The sequence below is a fragment of the Hominibacterium faecale genome, from assembly GCF_020734085.1.
Classification (GTDB): Bacteria; Bacillota; Clostridia; order Peptostreptococcales; family Anaerovoracaceae; genus Hominibacterium; species Hominibacterium faecale.
The window spans coordinates 271,782-290,133 of record NZ_JAJAGH010000007.1 but is presented as its reverse complement, the minus strand read 5'-3'; the positions used below and the strand labels follow the sequence as shown (position 1 = coordinate 290,133).

Here is an 18,352-nt window from a genome sequence, read left to right as displayed (position 1 = left end):
AAAAAGTATTTCAGCTTCGTAAAAGTGTCTCCAGGTCCGATATGGAAACATCCATACGTTTTGAAGTTTCCTCCATGGACATCCCTGAATCGAGGAACCGCCTCACAACCATTTTCATGTTTTCGCCGACCTCGATAATGTGGCCGTCCAAGTCGTAAAAACGCACAGAACGTTGTCCCCATGCGGCCTCTTTCACACCATTTCCCAGGTAATGAATGTCGCTGCGCTTTTCTAATTTCCCTATAAAACCATCAAAATCCTCTTCCTCAAAATACAACTCCATATTATGGGATTTTTCCATTACGCTTTTCTTTGGGACATCGACCAGCCAGTCAAATTCCTGCTGTAAGGACAAGGCGCCAAAGGAAACATTGATGCCATAATCCTGAAAAACCTCAAGTCCAAATAGCTCCTGATAAAACTTTTTCGAAAGATTCACATCTTTCACCGCGATACAAACGCCTTCATATTTCATTTAAATTTCCTCCCTCATAAGATGTGAGCTGCCAGCAGAACGGTCTGAGAGCAGCCCCTTAAAACACTTAGTGTCAGAATTACTGCCAAAAGGCTCTTATCCCGATCGTTTGCGGCCCCGGACAATCTCGATTAGAGTCGAGCCCGTAAACCTTCATCAGCCTTTTTTCAATCCGGGTTCGAAAAAGTATCAAGATAACGCGGGTTTTACGCCACTTTTATGGGTACACGTCAACCAGTTGGCATACCACCATAGAAGTGGCGTCAGAGTGTCTTAATTCCTTAAAAACATCTCGTTTACTGATAATTTCTTTTTCAAACAAACCAGATCAGCTGACTAGCTGCAGTATGAGTATAACATAATTATTTTTTCGTATAAAGCTGCGGCCGAATCTTTGGAAACAAATACGTGATAGCCCATGAATGCCTTTAAGGCATAAGTATATATAAATCATAAGTATTTGTTATAAAAACATTTCTATGCAATAATAAAACTACAAAAGGGGCTGCCCCCCTTCGATCGATAAACGATTTGAATAAATAGAGAGGTGAATGAACATGAAAATCCTTGTATTAAATGGAAGTCCCCGTGCGAACGGCAACACTGCTGCAATAGCGGAGGCCTTTTCCAAAGGAGCAAAAGAGGCGGGCCATCAAGTTGAGGTGCTTTCGGTGGGCCAGCAGAAAATTGCCGGCTGCATGGGGTGCGAATACTGCCACACAAAAGGAGATGGAAACTGCATCCAGAAGGATGCGATGCAGGATGTGTACCGGGAACTTGCGGATGCGGAAATGCTGGTGCTGGCTTCCCCCATCTATTATTTTACCCTGTCCGGCCAGCTGCAATGCTGCATTCACAGGACTTATGCGGTGGGGATCCCGAAGAAGCTGAAGAAGGCGGCCATGCTTCTCAGCTCCGGCTCCGACGGAGTTTATGGGCCGGCAAAGCAGCAGTACCGGCAGGCGTTGATCAATTACATGGGCTTGAAAGACATGGGTGTGATTACAGCTTACGGCAGCCAGAACAAATCAGCAGAAAAGCTGCAGCAAGTTTATGAGTTCGGTAAGGGAATTGACCGGTAATCTTTTGGCTACGACAGCGTAAATTCTGCCGGGCCTGCCATGGCGGCGCAAAAACAATGAATGGGATTATGAATCAACCAAAAAGAGAAATCAGCGCATTGCTGCGAAAAAAACGTAGCCGGCCAAATTTTGTATAATGCAATCTTATTATCGAAAGGGAATGACCAAAATGGAACTTACAGAAAATGCGATTTATGACAATTTAATAGATGCAGGATGCAGCCAGCAAACAGCAAAGCAATTTATAAACGGGCTGAAAAACGGCAAAACTGCAGACAGCTTAAAGCTATTGACAGCCCATAGACGCACATTGCTGGATTCCCTCCACGATGCGCAGTGTAAAATAGACTGCCTCGACTATTTGCTATACATGATTAAAAAAGAAAAAACAAACTTAGAAAAAAGAAGGTGAGACTATGAAATATCGCACATTGCCCCATGGCGGCGAAACGGTCAGCGTCATCGGCCTTGGCAGCGGCTCTCTTACGGGTACGGAAGAGGAACTGACCGAGGTGATTGCAGCGGCCATTGAACAGGGTATCAATTACTTTGACATGGCGCCATCGGTAAAAGCGCCTTTCTTTGCTTATGCAAAAGCATTCGAAGGACGCAGAGAAAGGGTCATCACGCAGATGCACTTTGGCGCCATTTACAAAAGCGGAGAGTATGGCTGGACGCGAGACCTCGATGAAATCAAAAGCCAATTTGAATGGCAGCTGAAACTGCTGCACACGGACTATACGGACATGGGATTTATCCATTGCATTGACGACCGGGATGACTTGGACCAAGTGATGAAAGCAGGTTTATGGGAATATATGAAAGCATTGAAAGAGGAAGGGAAGATCCGCCATCTGGGCTTTTCCTCGCACAATCCCGATATCGCCCGCCGAATCCTTGACACCGGGCTTATAGACATGATGATGTTCAGCATCAATCCGGCCTATGACTACCAAGAGGGCGAGTACGCCATCGGAGAAGCGGCGGAGCGCGCGGCTCTGTATCGGCAATGTGAGCGCATGGGCGTGGGCATTTCCGTCATGAAACCCTTTGCGGGAGGCCAGCTGCTGGACGCTAAAACATCCATTTTTCAAAAGGCGCTGACCCATGAACAATGTTTTCAGTACGTTCTCGACCGTCCGGCGGTTCTGACGGTGTTGCCCGGAGTTCGCAATATGCAGGACCTGCAGACAGCTTTACACTACGTGACCGCAGCGCCGGAAGAAAAGGACTATTCCATCATTGGCGGGTTTACACCGCAGGACGCGGACGGAATCTGCGTTTACTGCAATCACTGCCAGCCGTGCCCTGAGGGTCTCAACGTGGGGCTCATCAACAAGTATTACGACCTGGCGCTGGCCGGAGATAAAATGGCAGCAGGCCATTACCGAAAACTGCCCATAAAGGCGGATGCCTGCATCCGGTGCGGACACTGCCAGATACGTTGTCCTTTTCACGTGAAGCAGGAACAGCGAATGGCGGAAATCGCAGCATATTTTATATCGGAGAATAAAGAATGACTTTTTTGAAGAGACACAAAGTAATGAGGGTAATGTTGATCCTCGTCTGCGTCCTCCTGCTCATTCTCGCAGCAGCGCTGATCTTTCTCAAAACCTGGCCGGCGTTCGGCGGCCAAGCGTCAAAAGCGGACATGGAGGATTATGAAAGACGAGCGGATCATTATTCCGGAGGCAAATTCAGCAACAGCGAACCCTTTGAAATGATGACGGACCATATGGAAGAAGACGACAAAATTCTCTCCCACAAAGGAGTGAAGCCGGAAGACACGATTCCCACAAAGCAGCCGGAACTGGAAAATGGGGAGGCACAGGTTACCTGGTTTGGACATTCTTCCTTACTGCTTCAGATCGGCGGCAAAAATATCCTGATCGACCCAGTATTCGCTCAGCGGGCTTCCCCCGTATCCTTTGCAGGGGGCAAACGGTTCAGTCAGCCTCCCCTTTCAGCGAAAGAACTGCCAAAGTTGGATCTGGTTGTTTTGTCCCACGACCACTATGATCATTTGGACTACCACACATTAAAGGAGATCGACAATAAGGTGGAAAACTACGTTGTTCCCCTGGGTGTTGAGAATCATTTGCAGCGATGGGACATTGCCGCAGATAAAATCACCAATATGGCCTGGTGGGAAGAAATCGAACTGGACGGCCTTACCATCGGCTGCACGCCCGCAAGGCACTATTCCAGGAGAAGTCTGAATGACCAGGACGCCACTCTATGGGCTTCCTGGGTGTTCAAAAGCGGATCCCTTCAAATCTTTGAAAGCGGAGACACCGGATATGGAAACCATTTTCAGCAGATTCATGAGCGATACGGAGACTTTGACTTTGCCCTGCTCGACTGCGCCCAGTACGATAGCAGATGGCCGGACGTACACATGTTCCCGGAAGAAGCGGTCCAGGCGGCGGCGTCACTGGGAGCGAGGACAGTCATGCCCATTCACTGGGGCGCTTTCAAGCTGGCCGACCATCCGTGGGATGATCCGGCCCTGCGATTTACAAAGGCCGGAGAAGCCAGCGGTCTGACTGTAGCTACGCCTTTGATCGGTGAAACCATGAAACTAAAAAACGCATCCGGCTATCAGCAGCGCTGGTGGCAGGGTATTCAATAATGAGGAGGATTTATATTATGTTAGGAACATTTACTTACGCAAACCCGACAAAACTGCATTTTGGCAAAGATTCACTGAAGAAGCTCAATGAAGAGCTGCCCAAGTACGGAGAGCATGTACAGCTTGTCTATGGAGGCGGCTCCATCAAGAAAAACGGGATTTACGACCAGGTAGTGGAACTTTTAAAAGCAAACGGAAAAGAAATCATTGAGGACGGCGGCGTCATGCCCAATCCGACGGTAGAAAAACTAAACGAAGGCTGTAAATTAGCCAGGGAAGGAAAGGCTGACCTGATTCTGGCTGTGGGCGGCGGGTCCTGCTGCGATTATGCCAAGGCTGTTTCTATTTCCGCTCACTGCGAAGAAGAACCCTGGGAAAAATACTATCTGAAATTCCAGGATGTTGACCCGGATACCAAGATTATCCCCGTGGGCTGTGTGCTGACCATGGTGGGAACCGGCTCGGAAATGAACGGCGGGGCAGTGATCACCAACCACGAGAGTAAACTGAAAATCGGCCACGTTTTCGACGAGCGGGTTTTTCCAAAATTCTCGATTTTAGACCCAACCTTCACCTATTCCCTGCCCAAATACCAGATGGCGGCCGGATTCTATGACATTCTCAACCATATCTGCGAACAGTATTTCTCCGGCGAAGACGATAATACATCCGATTATGTCATGGAAGGACTGATGAAATCCCTGATCCACAGCTCACGTATTGCCATCAAGGACCCGCAGAACTATGAAGCCAGAAGCAATATTATGTGGACAGCTACATGGGCGCTTAATACCTTCGTCGCCATGGGAAAATCCACTGACTGGATGGTGCACATGCTGGGTCAGGCGGTGGGCGCTCACACTGATGCCACCCATGGTATGACCCTTTCCGCAGTTTCCCTGCCGTACTACCGCTGCATCATGCCTTACGGCCTGGCCAAGTTCAAACGCTTTGCGAAAAACGTATGGAACGTGGACCCGGCCGGCAAAACCGATGAAGAGATGGCGAAGGAAGGCTTGAGAGCCATGGAAGCCTGGATGAAGGAAATGGGCGTCGTTATGAATATCAAAGACTTGGGAGTGACAGAAGACATGCTGGAGGCTGTAGCGGAGAGCACCCTCATCATGGAAGGCGGCTATAAAGTGCTGTCTAAAGAGGAAATTTTGAAAATTCTCAAAGAAAGTATGTGAGGAAGATGAGGCGAAAAATCCGGATCGCCGTGTGCCTGCTGCTGATAGCGGCCTGCTTTTCCGGCTGCGGTGGCGGCGTTCAGCAGCGGGCGCAGACCATGGGTCTTGGGGATGCAAAGGCTGTGAAAACGAGAATCGATTATACTATTTACGAACTGACTTTCCAGCGGGATAACCTGAACATCTATGGACAGCTTTATCTGCCTGCGGGCGATGAAAAAACCTATCCCACGGTCATTATCGGCCACGGGTTCGGCAGCACCTACCGCAATTCGGCTACGGATTGCAAAGCCTTTGCCAAGGCCGGGATCGCCAGTTTTGCCTTTGACTTCTGCGGAGGTTCGGAAGACAGTAACAGCGACGGCGACATGGACGATATGACCGTATTTACAGAATCAGCAGATATGGAAGCAGTTTTAAAGGGGATTCGAACCTACGATTTTGTGGATAAAGACAATGTCTTTCTGCTGGGAAAAAGTTTAGGAGGACAGGCGGCGGCCCTGCTGGCTCCCAGGAAATCGGAGGATATTAGGGGCATGGTTTTATTCTATCCCTATATGATCAATATGGGAGGCAGAGATTTTGACCTTTTCGGCAAGATCGCCAAATATGAGGAGGACGTTTTGATCGTTCAGGGGACCGAGGACAAAGCGGTGCCGGTAGAGCTGTCGCGTAAAACCGCCGAGGCATACAAATCGGCCCGGCTTGTTGAACTGGACGGCGCAGGCCACGGGTTCCGAGATGACGAGGACCGCAAGAAGGCGGATGAGGCAGCAATCGACTATATTCGAAAGAAGGTTTCGGAAAAATGATTTACAAACAATTTAAAAATGATAAGATTTCAGCGCTGGGACTTGGTTCCCTGCGTCTGCCAGAAGAAAAGAATCAGCCTAACCACATTGATCGAGCGGAAGGTCAGAAGATTATCGATGCGGCGATAGCAGGCGGCATCAATTTCTTCGATACGGCCTACACTTACCACGACGGCGACTCGGAGGTTTTCCTGGGAGAAGCACTCCGCAAATATCCCAGAGACAGCTACTATCTTGCGACAAAATTTTATGCAGCGGCGCAAGTCGATATCAGCGAGATGTTTGAACAGCAGCTGAAACGCTGTCAAACCGAGTACTTCGACTTCTACATGCTCCATGGGCTGGACGAGAATTATTATAACGCTTACACCGATAAAGAAAAGGATTATCTGGGCTACCTGCTGAAACAAAAAGAAGAGGGACGGATTCGCTATGTAGGTTTTTCGTCACACGCTGCGCCCAAAACGCTGAAGCGTTTTCTGGATTGGTATTCCGGCTATGACATGGCGCTGATTCAGCTTAACTATCTGGATTGGACCATCTTGGAAGCAAAACAGCAGTATCAGATTCTGGCAGACTACGGCATTCCCATTTGGGTCATGGAGCCCTTAAAAGGGGGACGGCTGAATTCTCTCAATGAAAAAGCAGGAAGCATCCTCAAAGAAGCGGCGCAGGACCGCTCCATATCCTCATGGGCTTTTCGCTTTCTCATGGGACTTCCAGGCGTGCAGACGGTACTGAGCGGAATGTCCGATGTAAGGCAGGTGGAGGAAAACATAGCACTGTTTTCGAACCCCGATCCTTTAAGCAAAGAAGAAGAGGAGGCTCTGCAGAAAGCGGCGGCAGCCTTTATGGACGATTTGGGGGTTCCTTGCTCCGGGTGCCGCTACTGCCTTTCAACCTGTCCGGAAGGGATCGATATTCCCTTGTTGATAAAGGGATTCAATGAAATGAGGGTCAGCGGCGAAACTTGGCGGATCGCGGAGCTTGAACAAAAAGGAAAAGGCCCGGAAAGCTGCAAAAGCTGCGGCGCGTGTCTGAGCCGCTGTCCGCAGAAAATCCATATACCTGAGATTTTGGAGCAGTTTTCCCGGATGTTGAAAGAGGAAGCGGCATCATGAATAACACAGCAGCAGTGACAATGGAAGATACGAGGTTGAAAGGGAGGAAACGACAGTGGAACTAAATAAGTTTTTACATCGTAGTAGGGAAGAAAGTCTGGATCGGCGCCAAGGCGACGATTCTCTCGAACGTAACGATCGGAGACGGCGCGATTGTTGCCGCAGGGGCAGTCGTAACAAAGGATGTACCTGCGATGGCAGTTGTCGGCGGTGTTCCGGCAAAAATCATAAACTATTTGGACACAGCGGAAGGATAATGGAGGAGATATGAAGATTGGAAAAAAAGGTTTCCTGCTGCTGACAGCGCTTTTGTGTGCTTTTATTTGGGCAGGGTGCGTCGACGGGCAGGATGCATCATCTGACCAGTCAACATCCGAAGAAAGCCCTCCTCAAACCGCAGTGGAAAAAAATCAGGGCAAAATACAAATAGGGGATAATGGGAACATGGAAATTGAAATTTATGCCGGCGGCCAGACTTTTGCATCAGTTCTCTTTGACAGCCCTGCGGCGCGGGCACTTGCAGAGCAGCTGCCGATAACTGTGAATATGCAGGAACTGAACGGGAATGAAAAATTCTATGATCTGCCCAATGCCTTGCCTACAGATACGAAAGACATCGACAGCATTCATGCCGGCGACCTGATGTTGTATGGCTCTGACTGCCTGGTGCTCTTTTATAAAGATTTCCAGACGACCTACCGTTATACCAAGCTGGGCAGGGTGGAAGACGCCGCGGGATTGGAAAAGGCCCTTGGCGTCGGTGATGTGCAAGTGACCTTTCGCTGAAGCGGGGAGAGCGTATGCGGTATAGAGCAAGGCCGCAATTATCTGTGTCCGCAGCTGATCGGCGATCATAGGACGCAACACGGAGAAAAAAGTGTTCAATGTCAAACTCTCCGCCTTCATTTATTTTTTTTGAGAATAAGTGAAGGCGGAGAGTTTTGCGTTTGTATTAAAAATTTTCTGATAGCTGCTATCATATCCTCTGTCTTCCCTGCGCAGTAAAACGTGTGTTAAGTTAAAACTGAAGCTAGCTAGTACAGTGCCTGATCGATAATTCGGCAAATGGCTTGCCGGATTTTCCAAGCATTAACCAGACACTGCACAGGAACGATGGAAATGAATGAACTGAAAAATTAAAGGGAGGACTTTTTATTATGAGTATGGAAAAATATTCGAAATCTTACGATGTAGTAGTCATTGGCTGCGGCCCCGGAGGCGCGGCAGCAGGCAAGTTCGCCGCAGAAAACGGCGCCAGAACTTTAATCTTGGAAAAGAAACGGGAAGTCGGACTGCCGGTTTACGATTCCACCGCCGTTATCTACGGTCTCTACGAACTGGAAGAATTCGCCGGATTCAAATTCAACAGAAACAAAGTGAACGAATATCACGTCAACGGCAACTGTTTTATCTCGCCCGACGGCAGCTACGGCGGATACCAGAAGTGGTCCGACGGCTACGGCATCCGCAGACCGGAATTTGAAAAAGCCATGGCAGTGGCAGCCGGAAATGCCGGCGCTCACATTCTGATGGATGCCAAATTCCTCAGCATTGAGCGGGACAAAGCTGGACAGATCAGCGGCGTTATCTTCAAAAAAGGCGGCATTACATACAGCGTGGACTGCAAAATCGTCATTGCAGGCGACGGAGTTTACGCAAGAGCCGTAAAACAGACAAACCACGAAGTATTTGAATCCGAAATCGCCGTATCCCTGGGATACGATATGGTGAATGTGAAAAAGACAAAGCCAATGGAAGGCGAGTTTTACGAACTGTACCTGATTCCCGAACTGCCAGGCTATTTCTGCTGGACCTCCCCAAAGGGAGACAACCGCTACGGCGTTGCCGTTATGTGCAACCCCAAAAGAATCCAGAAGGGCTACACACTGAGAACGGTTCACGACCGATTTGTAAAGCATCTGGAAGAACTGGGAAGATATGATTTCTCTGATGCGGCCGTCGTATCCATGATGTCGGGAACAAGCCTTTCTGTAAAAGAAGCGACCGACGATCTCACCGACGATGCCTTCCTGCTGGTAGGCGATGCGGCCTGGAGACCGATGATGGGAAGTGACTGGGGTACGCCGGGAATGCCGACCGCGGTACGTTCCGGAAGATTTGCCGGCGAGGTTGCCGCACAGGCGCTGAAAGACGGCGACTTGAGCAAAGAATATCTGCACAAGAATCTGAAGGCAAAATATGACGCCACTTACAACGATCCGATTGCCGACAGAAGGGCGATCAATGAGGCCAGACAGTGGTACTTCAAGCTGATGAACGCAACGCCGGAAATGCAGAATAAATGTATCGCGGCGATCGGCGATGCATACTCTTCTCTCCATCTGTACCTGCGGGGCGCGCTGCCGATGGCAGACTGCGTAGACAAGATCAGCGCATGGTGGGCGAAAAATGAATAAGCCGGTAAGGGAAGCAAAGAAAACACATTCAGATTTAGGAGGTAAAAATTAATGTATACAGTGAAAATAGACGGTGATAAATGCCTGGGCTGCAGATTATGCGCAATCGTATGTGAAGGGCTGGATGTACGTTCCGACGTACTGGCCTATGTGGCGGAGCCTGACAAACTGGACAATGTAAAAGAAGCGGCGGCGATCTGCCCGGAAAACGCAATCAAAGTAATCGAAGAAAACTAAGAGACAGATGGAGGTCACAAAATGGGACTTTTGTTAAAAGATTTAACCGAGGGTGTTCTCACACTCACCCTCAACCGAGATGAAAAGCGCAACTCGCTGAACCTGGAATTAATGTCAGAGATCGTCGATGCTCTGAGAGAAGCCAGAGATGATAAAGCCGTAAGAGTAATCGTTATCAAAGGAAACGGCAAAGGCTTCTGCTCGGGAGCAGACCTGGGGAACCTGGACGAAATGCGGAGCAGCGCAATCATGATCCGGGAGCACCTGAGCCACTACGGCGACCTGCTTGTTGAACTGACCGATGCGGGAAAGCCGACCATCGCAGCCGTTCACGGCTTTGCCATCGCAGGCGGCCTGGGCTTTGCGGTTACAGCAGATATTACCTTTGCCACGGAATTCAGCTTCTTCTGGATTCCGGAAATCACCAGAGGCATCTGGGGCATGATGATCACCGCTCCGGTAGCCAGACTAATCGGGACCAAAAAGAGCCTGGAGCTGATGTATTCAGCAGACAAGATCAGCGCTAAGGAAGCGGAGCGAATCGGCCTCATCAACCGGGTTGTACCGGACGATAAGCTGGACGAAGAAGTTGACAAATTCGCAAAACAGCTGGCGAAAAGAAGCCCGCTGGCCGTAAAACTGGGAAGAGAAGGCATGTACAAATGCAGGGACATGGAATTCTACAAATCCATGGATTACCTGACCGATCTGGTGGTACTGCTCAATTCCAGTGAAGACGCCCATGAAGGATCCGTTGCTTTCCTGGAAAAGAGAGAACCGGTCTGGAAAGGAAGATAAGAAAAAACGAAAGAGGTCGATAAAATGAGTATCAAAAATTATGAAATCGGATATGGTGCGGACGCCCTGATCTATGCCAAATCCGTAGCGTTAATCGGTGTTTCCGGTAATGCGGCAAAGAAAAGTGTTGTCGGCGGAACGGCCATCTTAAACAACCTGGTCCGTTTTGGCTATAAAGGAAACGTGTATCCGATCAACCCCAAATATGAGGAAATTTCAGGCAAAAAATGCTATCCATCAGTGGAAGATGTGCCGGAGAAGATCGATCTGGCCATTATCGCAGTGGGCGCAGACAGTGTGCTTCCTACCGTGGAGAGCTGCGGTAAGGCAGGCGTGCGCAGTGCGATCATCATCAGCTCGGGCTTTGCCGAACTGATGACGGAAGAAGGCGCGGCTATGGAAAAGAGCATCGTCGAAGCGGCAAACAAGTACGATCTGAGGCTTCTTGGGCCCAACAACCTGGGATCCTTTAACATGAACGACGGCATGTGTGCCAGCACATCCTCCAGCCTGCTTTATTACGATTCCATGCCAAAAGGCAGCATCGCCTGGGTTTCCCAGAGCGGAGCCATGTGCAGTTCCATCTACGGACGGGCGATGGATGCGGCGATCAATGTGCCGGTGGTCATCACCACAGGCAACGAATGCGATTTGCAGACAGCGGACTTTATCTGGCATCTGGCCGATGATGAACGGATTCATGTCATCTGTGTTTACTGCGAAGGGATCCGGGATAGATTGAAGTTTGAAGCAGCCTGCCGTAAAGCAAAAGAAAAGGGCAAGCCGGTGCTGGTATTCAAGAACGGCAAGACCGAGCGAGGCGGATTTGCCTGCGGCGCCCATACGGCGTCCGATGCGGGAGATATGGAGGATTACAAAAAGTTCTTTGAAAAGTGTGGAGCCGTCATGGTCGAAAGCATTGACGAGTTCTTCGATACGGCCAATCTGCTGGACAAGTGGGCGGACTACGGAGATATCGAAAAATTTGCCGTAATCAGCACTTCCGGCGGTAGCGGCGTCTGCCTGACCGACTGCGTGGAAGCGGCGGGAATGTCCGTTCCCGATCTCAGTGAAGAGACGAGAAACGCAGTTATGGAAAAGATCCCGTCCTTTGCTTCACCGCGGAACCCGATTGATGTTACCGCCCATATTTTACGGACCATCGAAAAAGTGGCAGAGGTGGGCGAAATTTTAGAAAAGAGCGGGGAAGTGGATGCCATGGTTCTGGCGCCTACTACCATTGAACGCAGCGCTTCCATTGCTATTGCTAAAGACTTTATCAATATTATTAAAGCATCCAAGATTCCGGCTGTGGTGCATTGGTATACTGGATCCACCAACATGGAGGCCATCCGTATGATCCGCGAAGCGGGGATACCGGCCTTCACCGAATATGATTCCATCGGCAGAGCCTTCAAAGCCAGAAAAACCTTCTTCGAGATGCAGGGAAAATAAAGAATGGAAGTGGAAAACATGGAAGAATTAATCAAGATTGAACAAAAGGGCAATATCAAAATTGTCACACTGAACAGGCCCAAAGCCCTCAACTCCATTTCCTCCCAGCTTGCCAGGGATTTTCATAAGGTGCTGGGTGAAATTAAGTTTGATATGGAAACCAGGTGCCTGATCATCACCGGCGAAGGCCGTTCCTTCTGCGCCGGCGCCGATTTGAAGGAGAGGCAGACCTATACCCCGGAGGAACGGGGCCGCAAGATTCAGGAGATGAACGAGCTGGTCACAACCCTCTTTGAAAAAATCGAAACTCTCGAAATACCAACTATCGCCGCAGTTAACGGCTTTGCCCTGGGCGGCGGCATGGAGCTGGCCATTTCTTGCGACATGCGCATCGCAGGAGAACAAAGCATCTTCGGTTTCCCGGAGATCGATTACGGCAGCTATCCGGGGGCGGGCGGACCAACCATGCTCCCGAGAAGAATCCCCATGGGAAAGGCCAAGCTGCTGCTCTTTACCGGCAGAAGAATTTCCGCCCGCGAAGCGGAAAAATATGATCTGGTAGAAGAAGTGGTGCCCCAGGATCAGGTTCTTGCCAAAGCGCTGGAGCTGGCCGAAGAAATCGCTCAGCATGCGCCTCTGGCTCTGCGGGAACTGAAAAAAGCTATTACTTACGGCCTGAATACAACTCCCGACCTTTCCCGGAAGATTTCCATCTGGCTCAGAAGGGCCATCGATGTATCGGAGGATTATCAGGAGGGGCTGCGGGCCAGAAACGAGAAAAGAAAACCAGTATTTAAAGGAAGGTGATCGACTATGGGAAAAGAATTGCGTGAAGCAGTGATTGTAGCCTATGGCAGAAGCGCCGTAGGAAAATCCAAAAAAGGATATTTTATAAATACCCATCCGGTTGAACTGGGAGCAGAGATCCTCAAGGGGGTCCTGGCAAAAGTACCCCAGTTAAAACCAGAAGAAATTGACGACGTGGCGATTGGGTGCGCCAGAACGGTAAACCGGTGCGGAAAGAACGTAGCGAGACTCATTTGCCTTCGGGCAGGGCTGGAAAGCGTCAGCGCACAGACGGTTAACCGATTCTGCTCGTCGGGCCTGCAGACCATCGCGGCCATGACCAACGCCATCGCAGTGGGGGATATCGACGTGGCCGTTGCCGGCGGCATTGAATGTATGTCCATGGAACAGACCTATAAGGACGATGACGACGATGCAATTTTAGATGAAATGGTTCCCGGAGCCTATATGGGCATGGGAATCACCGCGGAAAACGTTTGCATGGAAAAGGGCATTACAAGAGAAGAAATGGATGCCTTTGCGGTAGAAAGCCACAAAAAAGCAGCGGCGGCTCAGGAAAAAGGCTATTTGAACAAACCGATCATTCCGGTTGCGGGTATCGATAAGGAAGGAAATCCGGTAACGGCCGACCTGGATCAGGGAATCCGCCCGGGAAGTTCCATGGAAAGCCTGGCCAAACTGAAGCCCTGCTTTAAAGAGGATGGCCTTGTTACGGCGGCGACTTCCTCACAGACCGATGATGCGGCGGCCTTCGTGGTACTGATGAGCAGAGAAAAGGCAGAAGCCCTTGGCTTAAAGCCCATCGCCAAGCTGATCAATTTCGCCACTGCGGGATGCAAATCCGAGACGATGGGATTGGGTCCAATTTACGCAGTGCCCAAGGTTATGAAGCGTGCAGGACTGACTGTCGATGATATGGATGTCATTGAACTCAATGAAGCCTTTGCCGCTCAGGCGATTCCCTGCATCCGGGAACTGAAACTGGATGAGAAAAAGGTGAATCCGTGGGGCGGAGCAATCGCGCTGGGCCACCCGATGGGCGCTACCGGGTCCATCCTGACCATGAAGGCTCTGGACAATATTGCGATAAACGGCGGAAAATATGCGTTGGTGACCATGTGCGTCGGAGGCGGCCAGGGGGCTGCGGGTATCTTCGAATACTTAGGTTAATTGTGTAGAAACGTTAAAACTGATAAAAAAGTTCAGGAGGAAAAATATGAAGACAGTTAGAATCGGATGCGGTTCCGGTTACTGGGGCGATGATATCGAACCGGGTCTGGAGATCGCAAGAAAAGGAAATGTAAAATATCTGGCGTTTGACTATCTGGCGGAATTGACCATGTCCATTCTGCGCAGACAGATGTTAAAAGACCCAACAAAAGGCTATGTGCCGGACATTGTACCCCATTGGGAGAAATTCCTGCCAATTTGTCAGGAAAAAGGCATCAAAATGATCTGTAACGCAGGCGGCTCCAACCCTATGGGAGCAGCCAACGCCATCGAAGAGCTTTGCCAGAAGATGGATATCCACGGATTGAAATTAGGTCTTGTTACGGGAGATGATCTTTCAGATAAACTGGATGAGATTCGTGCGGCAGGCGTCAAGCTGACCAACACCGATACCGGCGAAGAGGACATTGACCGGGTTAAGGATAAAATCGTGGGAGCTTACGCTTATGCAGGTGCGGAAGGTATCATCGAAGCGCTAGATCAGGGATGCGACCATGTAATCGCAGGACGTGTTTCCGATATTTCCCTGTATGTTGGTCCGATGATGCATGAGTTCGGATGGGACTTTTCCGAGCAATACAACAATAAGATCGGCGCGGCCATCAATACCGGACATATCGTGGAATGCGGCAGCCCGTGCACCGGCGGCAACAGCAATCTCTGGGCCAGCTCACCGGAAAACTGGCATATCGGATTCCCAATCATTGAAATGGATGAAAACGGCGATGCGGTCATCTCCAAGGTGGAGGGCACCGGCGGCATGATCAACCAGTGGACCATGAAAGAGCATCTGACATACGAAGTAATTGACCCCAATAACTACATCATGCCCGACGGAATCGCCGACTTTACCTCACTTAAGCTGGACGAAATCGGCAAGGATAAAGTAAAAATTACAAATATGACCGGAAAAGGCCGTCCGGATATGCTGAAAGTCTGCATTGGCGTGGAAGAAGGCTTCATGAGCGAATCCATGCTCATCTACCCATGGCCCAACGCTTACGAAAAGGCTCAGAAGGCTGAAGAATTAGTACGCAAACGTCTTGATTATCTGGGCGTAAAACCGCTGGAACTGCGCTTTGATTATATTGGCGTCAACTGTCTCCACGGCAGCGTAGCCACAGAGCCGGATCCCAACATCAACGAAGTTGCACTTAGAATTTCATGCAAGACCAATACCTTTGCGGAAGCCGCGCTGATCAAGCAGAATACCACCCACCTGTGGACTTATGGACCGATGGGCGCTGCCTGCGGCGTAAACGGCAGACCGCGTAAAGTCATCGGACTGTGGCCGACTCTGGTTCCAAGAGAATTTGTTGTTCCTCAGCTGACCATTAAGGAGGTGAAATAAATGGCAAAAGTACAATTAAAAGATCTGGCCTTTGCCCGCGGCGGCGACAAAGGCGACGTAGCCACCATCGGGATTATGGCCTTAAACCATGATTACTACGAGCAGTTAAAACGGGAGCTGACGCCGGTAGCCATTAAAAAGTTTTTTAAAGACATGGTAAAAGGCGATGTGGAAGTATACCCGGAAGACAATATCGAAAGTTTTCAGATCGTTTGCAGAGGCGGACTTGACGGCGGTGCCACCAGGACTCTTCGCTACGATACAACTGGAAAATCATTAGGATGCGCTCTGCTTCGAATGGAAGTTAACATTTTTTAGTTCCACCATATTATGCGGAAAGACTTTGTGCAGAAAGATGTACAAAGCCTTTCCCGCTCATAAAAAGAAAGGAGTTGTAGTTATGAATTCGTTTGAAAAGAACAGACTTCCCCACATGGTCTTTGGTGAGGGTACGGCAAAGCAGGCCGGAGCAAAGTTCAAAGCAATGGGATGCAGCAAGTGCCTTGTTGTAACCGACAAAGGCGTTATGGAAGTAGGTCTTGTGGATCCAATTGTGGAAAGCTTGAAAAAAGAGGGCATCGATTATGTGATCTATGATAAGACACTGCCCAATCCCCCGGACTACATCTGTATCGAAGTGGCAAAACTTTTAACGGATGAAACATGCGATTGCACATTAGCTATCGGCGGAGGAAGCAGCATCGACACAGCCAAGGCGGCTAACCTGATCGCCAATATCCCAGATGAGATCAAGGACCTGCATGATTACAGCGCCCTTGGCACAAAGATGAAGCCCCAGTTCAACCGCACTGCAAAATTCATCTGTATCCCCACCACATCGGGTACCGGTGCCGAAGTAACCGGAAGCGCGGTTATCCACGATACCAAGCGGAACCTGAAATACAGTTTTGCAAACGAAAATCAGATTGCTGATGTGGTTATCATCGATCCTGAACTGACCTACGGAATGCCGCCAAGGGCTACGGCCACCGTCGGCCTGGATGCCCTGAGCCATGCCATTGAAGTGGTCGTAGGCACCATGCAGCATGATTTCGCAGCTCCCATTGCTCTGGATGCTATCGATCGCATCAGAAGATGGCTACCCATCGTATATAAAGATCCGGCAAACAAAGAAGCGCGCGCCCAGATGGCCTATGCCGCTGACATGGCGGAAAGCACCGGCGGCGCGGCCAACGGTCATGCGGTAGCCCATGCCATCGGTTCAAAATACAATCTGGTTCATGGACATTCCTGTATTATGGTTATGCCGACTCTGATCCGTCATCAGGCCAACACAGCTCCGGAAGGAATCCGCAAGCTGGCCGATATCTTCTCGGTACCTACAATCGGCACCAACGAGGAAGTGGCCGGCTATGTGGCGGATGCGGTACTTGATTTCTACAAGAGCTTTGGCTTTACCACCTGTAAAGAAGCCATCAAGGCCAGCGGTTTTGACGATGATAAGAAGACCTTCGTTGAGAATCTGATCCCCGCCATTCTCGATGATTACAAATCCCAGCTTTGGATGCCGCCGATCCACAGACCGGAAGACAGGCAGATGCTGGTGAAGGTCTGCGAAATGATCTACGACGAAGAATAGAAGGCTTTGCCCGCCATGAACATGGCAAAGCAGACACTTGTAACTTAATACAGAAGCTATATGTAGAAGGGAGAACGGGATGCCGCAGGTCCGGCATCCCGCAAAGAAATGATGATAAATGATTACACCGCTACCTTGAAGTATAATTCTGAAGATAAGTTTGCCCCCATCCCGCCCGCTGAAAGGATGCTGCAGACCATTATCGCCGAGCCCTGGCACAAGGTCCGCCAGCTGGACTTCAGCGACCTGGAAGGCCTGTGCTTTGACCGGGAAGGGAATCTCTGGTACGTGGAGGCAAAAGCTTCGGCCAGCAGGCTCCACAAGATCGACATGAAGACAAAAGAAGATATTGTTGTCTATGAAGATCCAAAAAAGCGAGCCATGTCGGCTGTCAAAATCCATAAGGACGGCACGGTGTTTATCCCCAGCGTAGGACCGGACTTTAACAGCGGCTACATTTTTACCATAAACCCCGACGGGACTGGTTTTGAGGTGCTCATGGAAGGACACGTGTACGATGATCTGGTTTTCGATTCCAAGGGCGGCTTTTATTACACCCATATGCTGGGCGATGTGGCCAATCCCATCGGCGGCGTATATTACGTCCATCCGGACAGAAAAACTGTGACACCGCTGCTGGAACGCCTTTGCTGCCCTAACGGCGTCGCCCTTTCAAAGGACGAAAAAGTGGTATGGATTACAGAATCCAATTCTATGCGGCTGACCCGCGTAAAGCTGGATCCGGAAGGCGGTCCTACCGATATCGCTCCATTCGGCGTGAACGTGCCTTACACTTTTACTGGAGGAGGCGTAGCGGATTCTTGCTATGTAGATAATGATGACAACCTATATGTGGCTATGTACGATCAGGGTAGGGTGATGGTGTTCAATCCGGCCGGCTGGCCCATCGGGCAGGTCCTGCTGGCAGGAAGAGAAGACGGCTTTCACCTGGGTTCGACCCACCCCATGATCCGTCCGGGAACAAACGAGCTGTACATATGTACCAATGACCCGGTAAAGGGAGCCTGGATTTTCAAAGCCGGCGCCTTTGCCAAGGCCAATGAAAACGGATATCAATTTAAGTAACAACAAGTTGGAATGAGCATCCAGGAGGCCGCCCGCAGCGTTTTTACTCAGCGGCGGCC

The 18,352-nt window shown here is 50.0% G+C and carries 19 protein-coding genes and 1 pseudogene; 19 read left to right on the top strand and 1 reads right to left on the bottom strand.

Features of this window, described 5'->3' with window-relative positions; genetic code table 11:
• Positions 1-10: 10 nt before the first annotated feature.
• The gene (locus LG211_RS10970) at positions 11-475 is read right to left on the bottom strand and encodes a VOC family protein (protein ID WP_148398059.1); all 465 of its coding nucleotides are present in this window, start codon (positions 473-475) and stop codon (positions 11-13) included.
• Positions 476-1,026: 551 nt separating this feature from the next.
• On the opposite strand from LG211_RS10970, the gene LG211_RS10965 reads away from it, so the two are divergent.
• The 19 genes and pseudogenes from LG211_RS10965 to LG211_RS10875 all read left to right on the top strand — a co-directional run bounded on the left by LG211_RS10965 (position 1,027) and on the right by LG211_RS10875 (position 18,293).
• Positions 1,027-1,557: a flavodoxin family protein gene (locus LG211_RS10965; RefSeq protein WP_336246060.1), complete on the top strand. Its 531-nt coding sequence runs from the start codon at positions 1,027-1,029 to the stop codon at positions 1,555-1,557.
• 169 nt (positions 1,558-1,726) lie between these two features.
• Positions 1,727-1,969 (top strand): hypothetical protein, encoded by a 243-nt coding sequence (locus LG211_RS10960; protein ID WP_148398060.1) that lies wholly within the window; start codon positions 1,727-1,729, stop codon positions 1,967-1,969.
• Between the two features lie 4 nt (positions 1,970-1,973).
• Positions 1,974-3,077: an aldo/keto reductase gene (locus LG211_RS10955; protein ID WP_269477518.1), complete on the top strand. Its 1,104-nt coding sequence runs from the start codon at positions 1,974-1,976 to the stop codon at positions 3,075-3,077.
• Positions 3,074-4,189, top strand: coding sequence for an MBL fold metallo-hydrolase (locus LG211_RS10950; protein ID WP_269477517.1), 1,116 nt, complete (start codon positions 3,074-3,076; stop codon positions 4,187-4,189). The genes LG211_RS10955 and LG211_RS10950 overlap by 4 nt, the downstream gene beginning before the upstream one ends.
• Before the next feature lie 17 nt (positions 4,190-4,206).
• Complete coding sequence (locus tag LG211_RS10945; protein ID WP_269477516.1) at positions 4,207-5,379, top strand: iron-containing alcohol dehydrogenase; 1,173 nt, start codon at positions 4,207-4,209, stop codon at positions 5,377-5,379.
• A gap of 5 nt (positions 5,380-5,384) precedes the next feature.
• A complete protein-coding gene (locus LG211_RS10940) occupies positions 5,385-6,191 on the top strand; it encodes an alpha/beta hydrolase family protein (RefSeq protein WP_269477515.1) in 807 nt (268 codons plus the stop codon).
• Positions 6,188-7,312, top strand: a complete 1,125-nt coding sequence (locus LG211_RS10935) for an aldo/keto reductase (protein ID WP_269477514.1) — start codon at positions 6,188-6,190, stop codon at positions 7,310-7,312. The genes LG211_RS10940 and LG211_RS10935 overlap by 4 nt, the downstream gene beginning before the upstream one ends.
• Before the next feature lie 77 nt (positions 7,313-7,389).
• Positions 7,390-7,569 (top strand): annotated as a pseudogene (locus LG211_RS10930) (DapH/DapD/GlmU-related protein); the annotation flags it as partial.
• A gap of 10 nt (positions 7,570-7,579) precedes the next feature.
• Positions 7,580-8,098: a cyclophilin-like fold protein gene (locus LG211_RS10925; RefSeq protein WP_269477513.1), complete on the top strand. Its 519-nt coding sequence runs from the start codon at positions 7,580-7,582 to the stop codon at positions 8,096-8,098.
• Between the two features lie 371 nt (positions 8,099-8,469).
• The gene (locus LG211_RS10920) at positions 8,470-9,729 is read left to right on the top strand and encodes an NAD(P)/FAD-dependent oxidoreductase (RefSeq protein WP_269477512.1); all 1,260 of its coding nucleotides are present in this window, start codon (positions 8,470-8,472) and stop codon (positions 9,727-9,729) included.
• Between the two features lie 51 nt (positions 9,730-9,780).
• On the top strand, positions 9,781-9,966 hold the full coding sequence (locus LG211_RS10915; RefSeq protein ID WP_148398067.1) for a ferredoxin: 186 nt from the start codon (positions 9,781-9,783) through the stop codon (positions 9,964-9,966).
• 21 nt (positions 9,967-9,987) lie between these two features.
• Positions 9,988-10,764 (top strand): enoyl-CoA hydratase/isomerase family protein, encoded by a 777-nt coding sequence (locus LG211_RS10910; protein WP_269477511.1) that lies wholly within the window; start codon positions 9,988-9,990, stop codon positions 10,762-10,764.
• Positions 10,765-10,788: 24 nt separating this feature from the next.
• Positions 10,789-12,219, top strand: a complete 1,431-nt coding sequence (locus tag LG211_RS10905; RefSeq protein ID WP_148398069.1) for an acetate--CoA ligase family protein — start codon at positions 10,789-10,791, stop codon at positions 12,217-12,219.
• 18 nt (positions 12,220-12,237) lie between these two features.
• Positions 12,238-13,026: an enoyl-CoA hydratase/isomerase family protein gene (locus tag LG211_RS10900; protein WP_253020001.1), complete on the top strand. Its 789-nt coding sequence runs from the start codon at positions 12,238-12,240 to the stop codon at positions 13,024-13,026.
• Between the two features lie 6 nt (positions 13,027-13,032).
• Positions 13,033-14,196, top strand: coding sequence for a thiolase family protein (locus tag LG211_RS10895; protein ID WP_253020000.1), 1,164 nt, complete (start codon positions 13,033-13,035; stop codon positions 14,194-14,196).
• A gap of 46 nt (positions 14,197-14,242) precedes the next feature.
• Positions 14,243-15,607: an acyclic terpene utilization AtuA family protein gene (locus LG211_RS10890; protein WP_148398072.1), complete on the top strand. Its 1,365-nt coding sequence runs from the start codon at positions 14,243-14,245 to the stop codon at positions 15,605-15,607.
• Positions 15,608-15,925, top strand: coding sequence for an AtuA-related protein (locus tag LG211_RS10885; protein ID WP_148398073.1), 318 nt, complete (start codon positions 15,608-15,610; stop codon positions 15,923-15,925). It abuts the gene before it with no gap.
• 82 nt (positions 15,926-16,007) lie between these two features.
• Positions 16,008-17,207: an iron-containing alcohol dehydrogenase gene (locus tag LG211_RS10880; protein WP_269477510.1), complete on the top strand. Its 1,200-nt coding sequence runs from the start codon at positions 16,008-16,010 to the stop codon at positions 17,205-17,207.
• Between the two features lie 108 nt (positions 17,208-17,315).
• Positions 17,316-18,293, top strand: coding sequence for an SMP-30/gluconolactonase/LRE family protein (locus LG211_RS10875; RefSeq protein ID WP_269477509.1), 978 nt, complete (start codon positions 17,316-17,318; stop codon positions 18,291-18,293).
• Positions 18,294-18,352 lie beyond the last annotated feature (59 nt).

Coding starts and splice junctions, on each gene's coding strand:
- LG211_RS10940 (WP_269477515.1), top strand. CDS start 5,385: ATGAGGCGAAAAATCCGGATCGCCGTGTGCCTGCTGCTGATAGCGGCC.
- LG211_RS10915 (WP_148398067.1), top strand. CDS start 9,781: ATGTATACAGTGAAAATAGACGGTGATAAATGCCTGGGCTGCAGATTA.
- LG211_RS10900 (WP_253020001.1), top strand. CDS start 12,238: ATGGAAGAATTAATCAAGATTGAACAAAAGGGCAATATCAAAATTGTC.
- LG211_RS10965 (WP_336246060.1), top strand. CDS start 1,027: ATGAACATGAAAATCCTTGTATTAAATGGAAGTCCCCGTGCGAACGGC.
- LG211_RS10885 (WP_148398073.1), top strand. CDS start 15,608: ATGGCAAAAGTACAATTAAAAGATCTGGCCTTTGCCCGCGGCGGCGAC.
- LG211_RS10905 (WP_148398069.1), top strand. CDS start 10,789: ATGAGTATCAAAAATTATGAAATCGGATATGGTGCGGACGCCCTGATC.
- LG211_RS10895 (WP_253020000.1), top strand. CDS start 13,033: ATGGGAAAAGAATTGCGTGAAGCAGTGATTGTAGCCTATGGCAGAAGC.
- LG211_RS10910 (WP_269477511.1), top strand. CDS start 9,988: ATGGGACTTTTGTTAAAAGATTTAACCGAGGGTGTTCTCACACTCACC.
- LG211_RS10955 (WP_269477518.1), top strand. CDS start 1,974: ATGAAATATCGCACATTGCCCCATGGCGGCGAAACGGTCAGCGTCATC.
- LG211_RS10950 (WP_269477517.1), top strand. CDS start 3,074: ATGACTTTTTTGAAGAGACACAAAGTAATGAGGGTAATGTTGATCCTC.
- LG211_RS10960 (WP_148398060.1), top strand. CDS start 1,727: ATGGAACTTACAGAAAATGCGATTTATGACAATTTAATAGATGCAGGA.
- LG211_RS10925 (WP_269477513.1), top strand. CDS start 7,580: ATGAAGATTGGAAAAAAAGGTTTCCTGCTGCTGACAGCGCTTTTGTGT.
- LG211_RS10880 (WP_269477510.1), top strand. CDS start 16,008: ATGAATTCGTTTGAAAAGAACAGACTTCCCCACATGGTCTTTGGTGAG.
- LG211_RS10920 (WP_269477512.1), top strand. CDS start 8,470: ATGAGTATGGAAAAATATTCGAAATCTTACGATGTAGTAGTCATTGGC.
- LG211_RS10890 (WP_148398072.1), top strand. CDS start 14,243: ATGAAGACAGTTAGAATCGGATGCGGTTCCGGTTACTGGGGCGATGAT.
- LG211_RS10970 (WP_148398059.1), bottom strand. CDS start 475: ATGAAATATGAAGGCGTTTGTATCGCGGTGAAAGATGTGAATCTTTCG.
- LG211_RS10945 (WP_269477516.1), top strand. CDS start 4,207: ATGTTAGGAACATTTACTTACGCAAACCCGACAAAACTGCATTTTGGC.
- LG211_RS10875 (WP_269477509.1), top strand. CDS start 17,316: ATGATGATAAATGATTACACCGCTACCTTGAAGTATAATTCTGAAGAT.
- LG211_RS10935 (WP_269477514.1), top strand. CDS start 6,188: ATGATTTACAAACAATTTAAAAATGATAAGATTTCAGCGCTGGGACTT.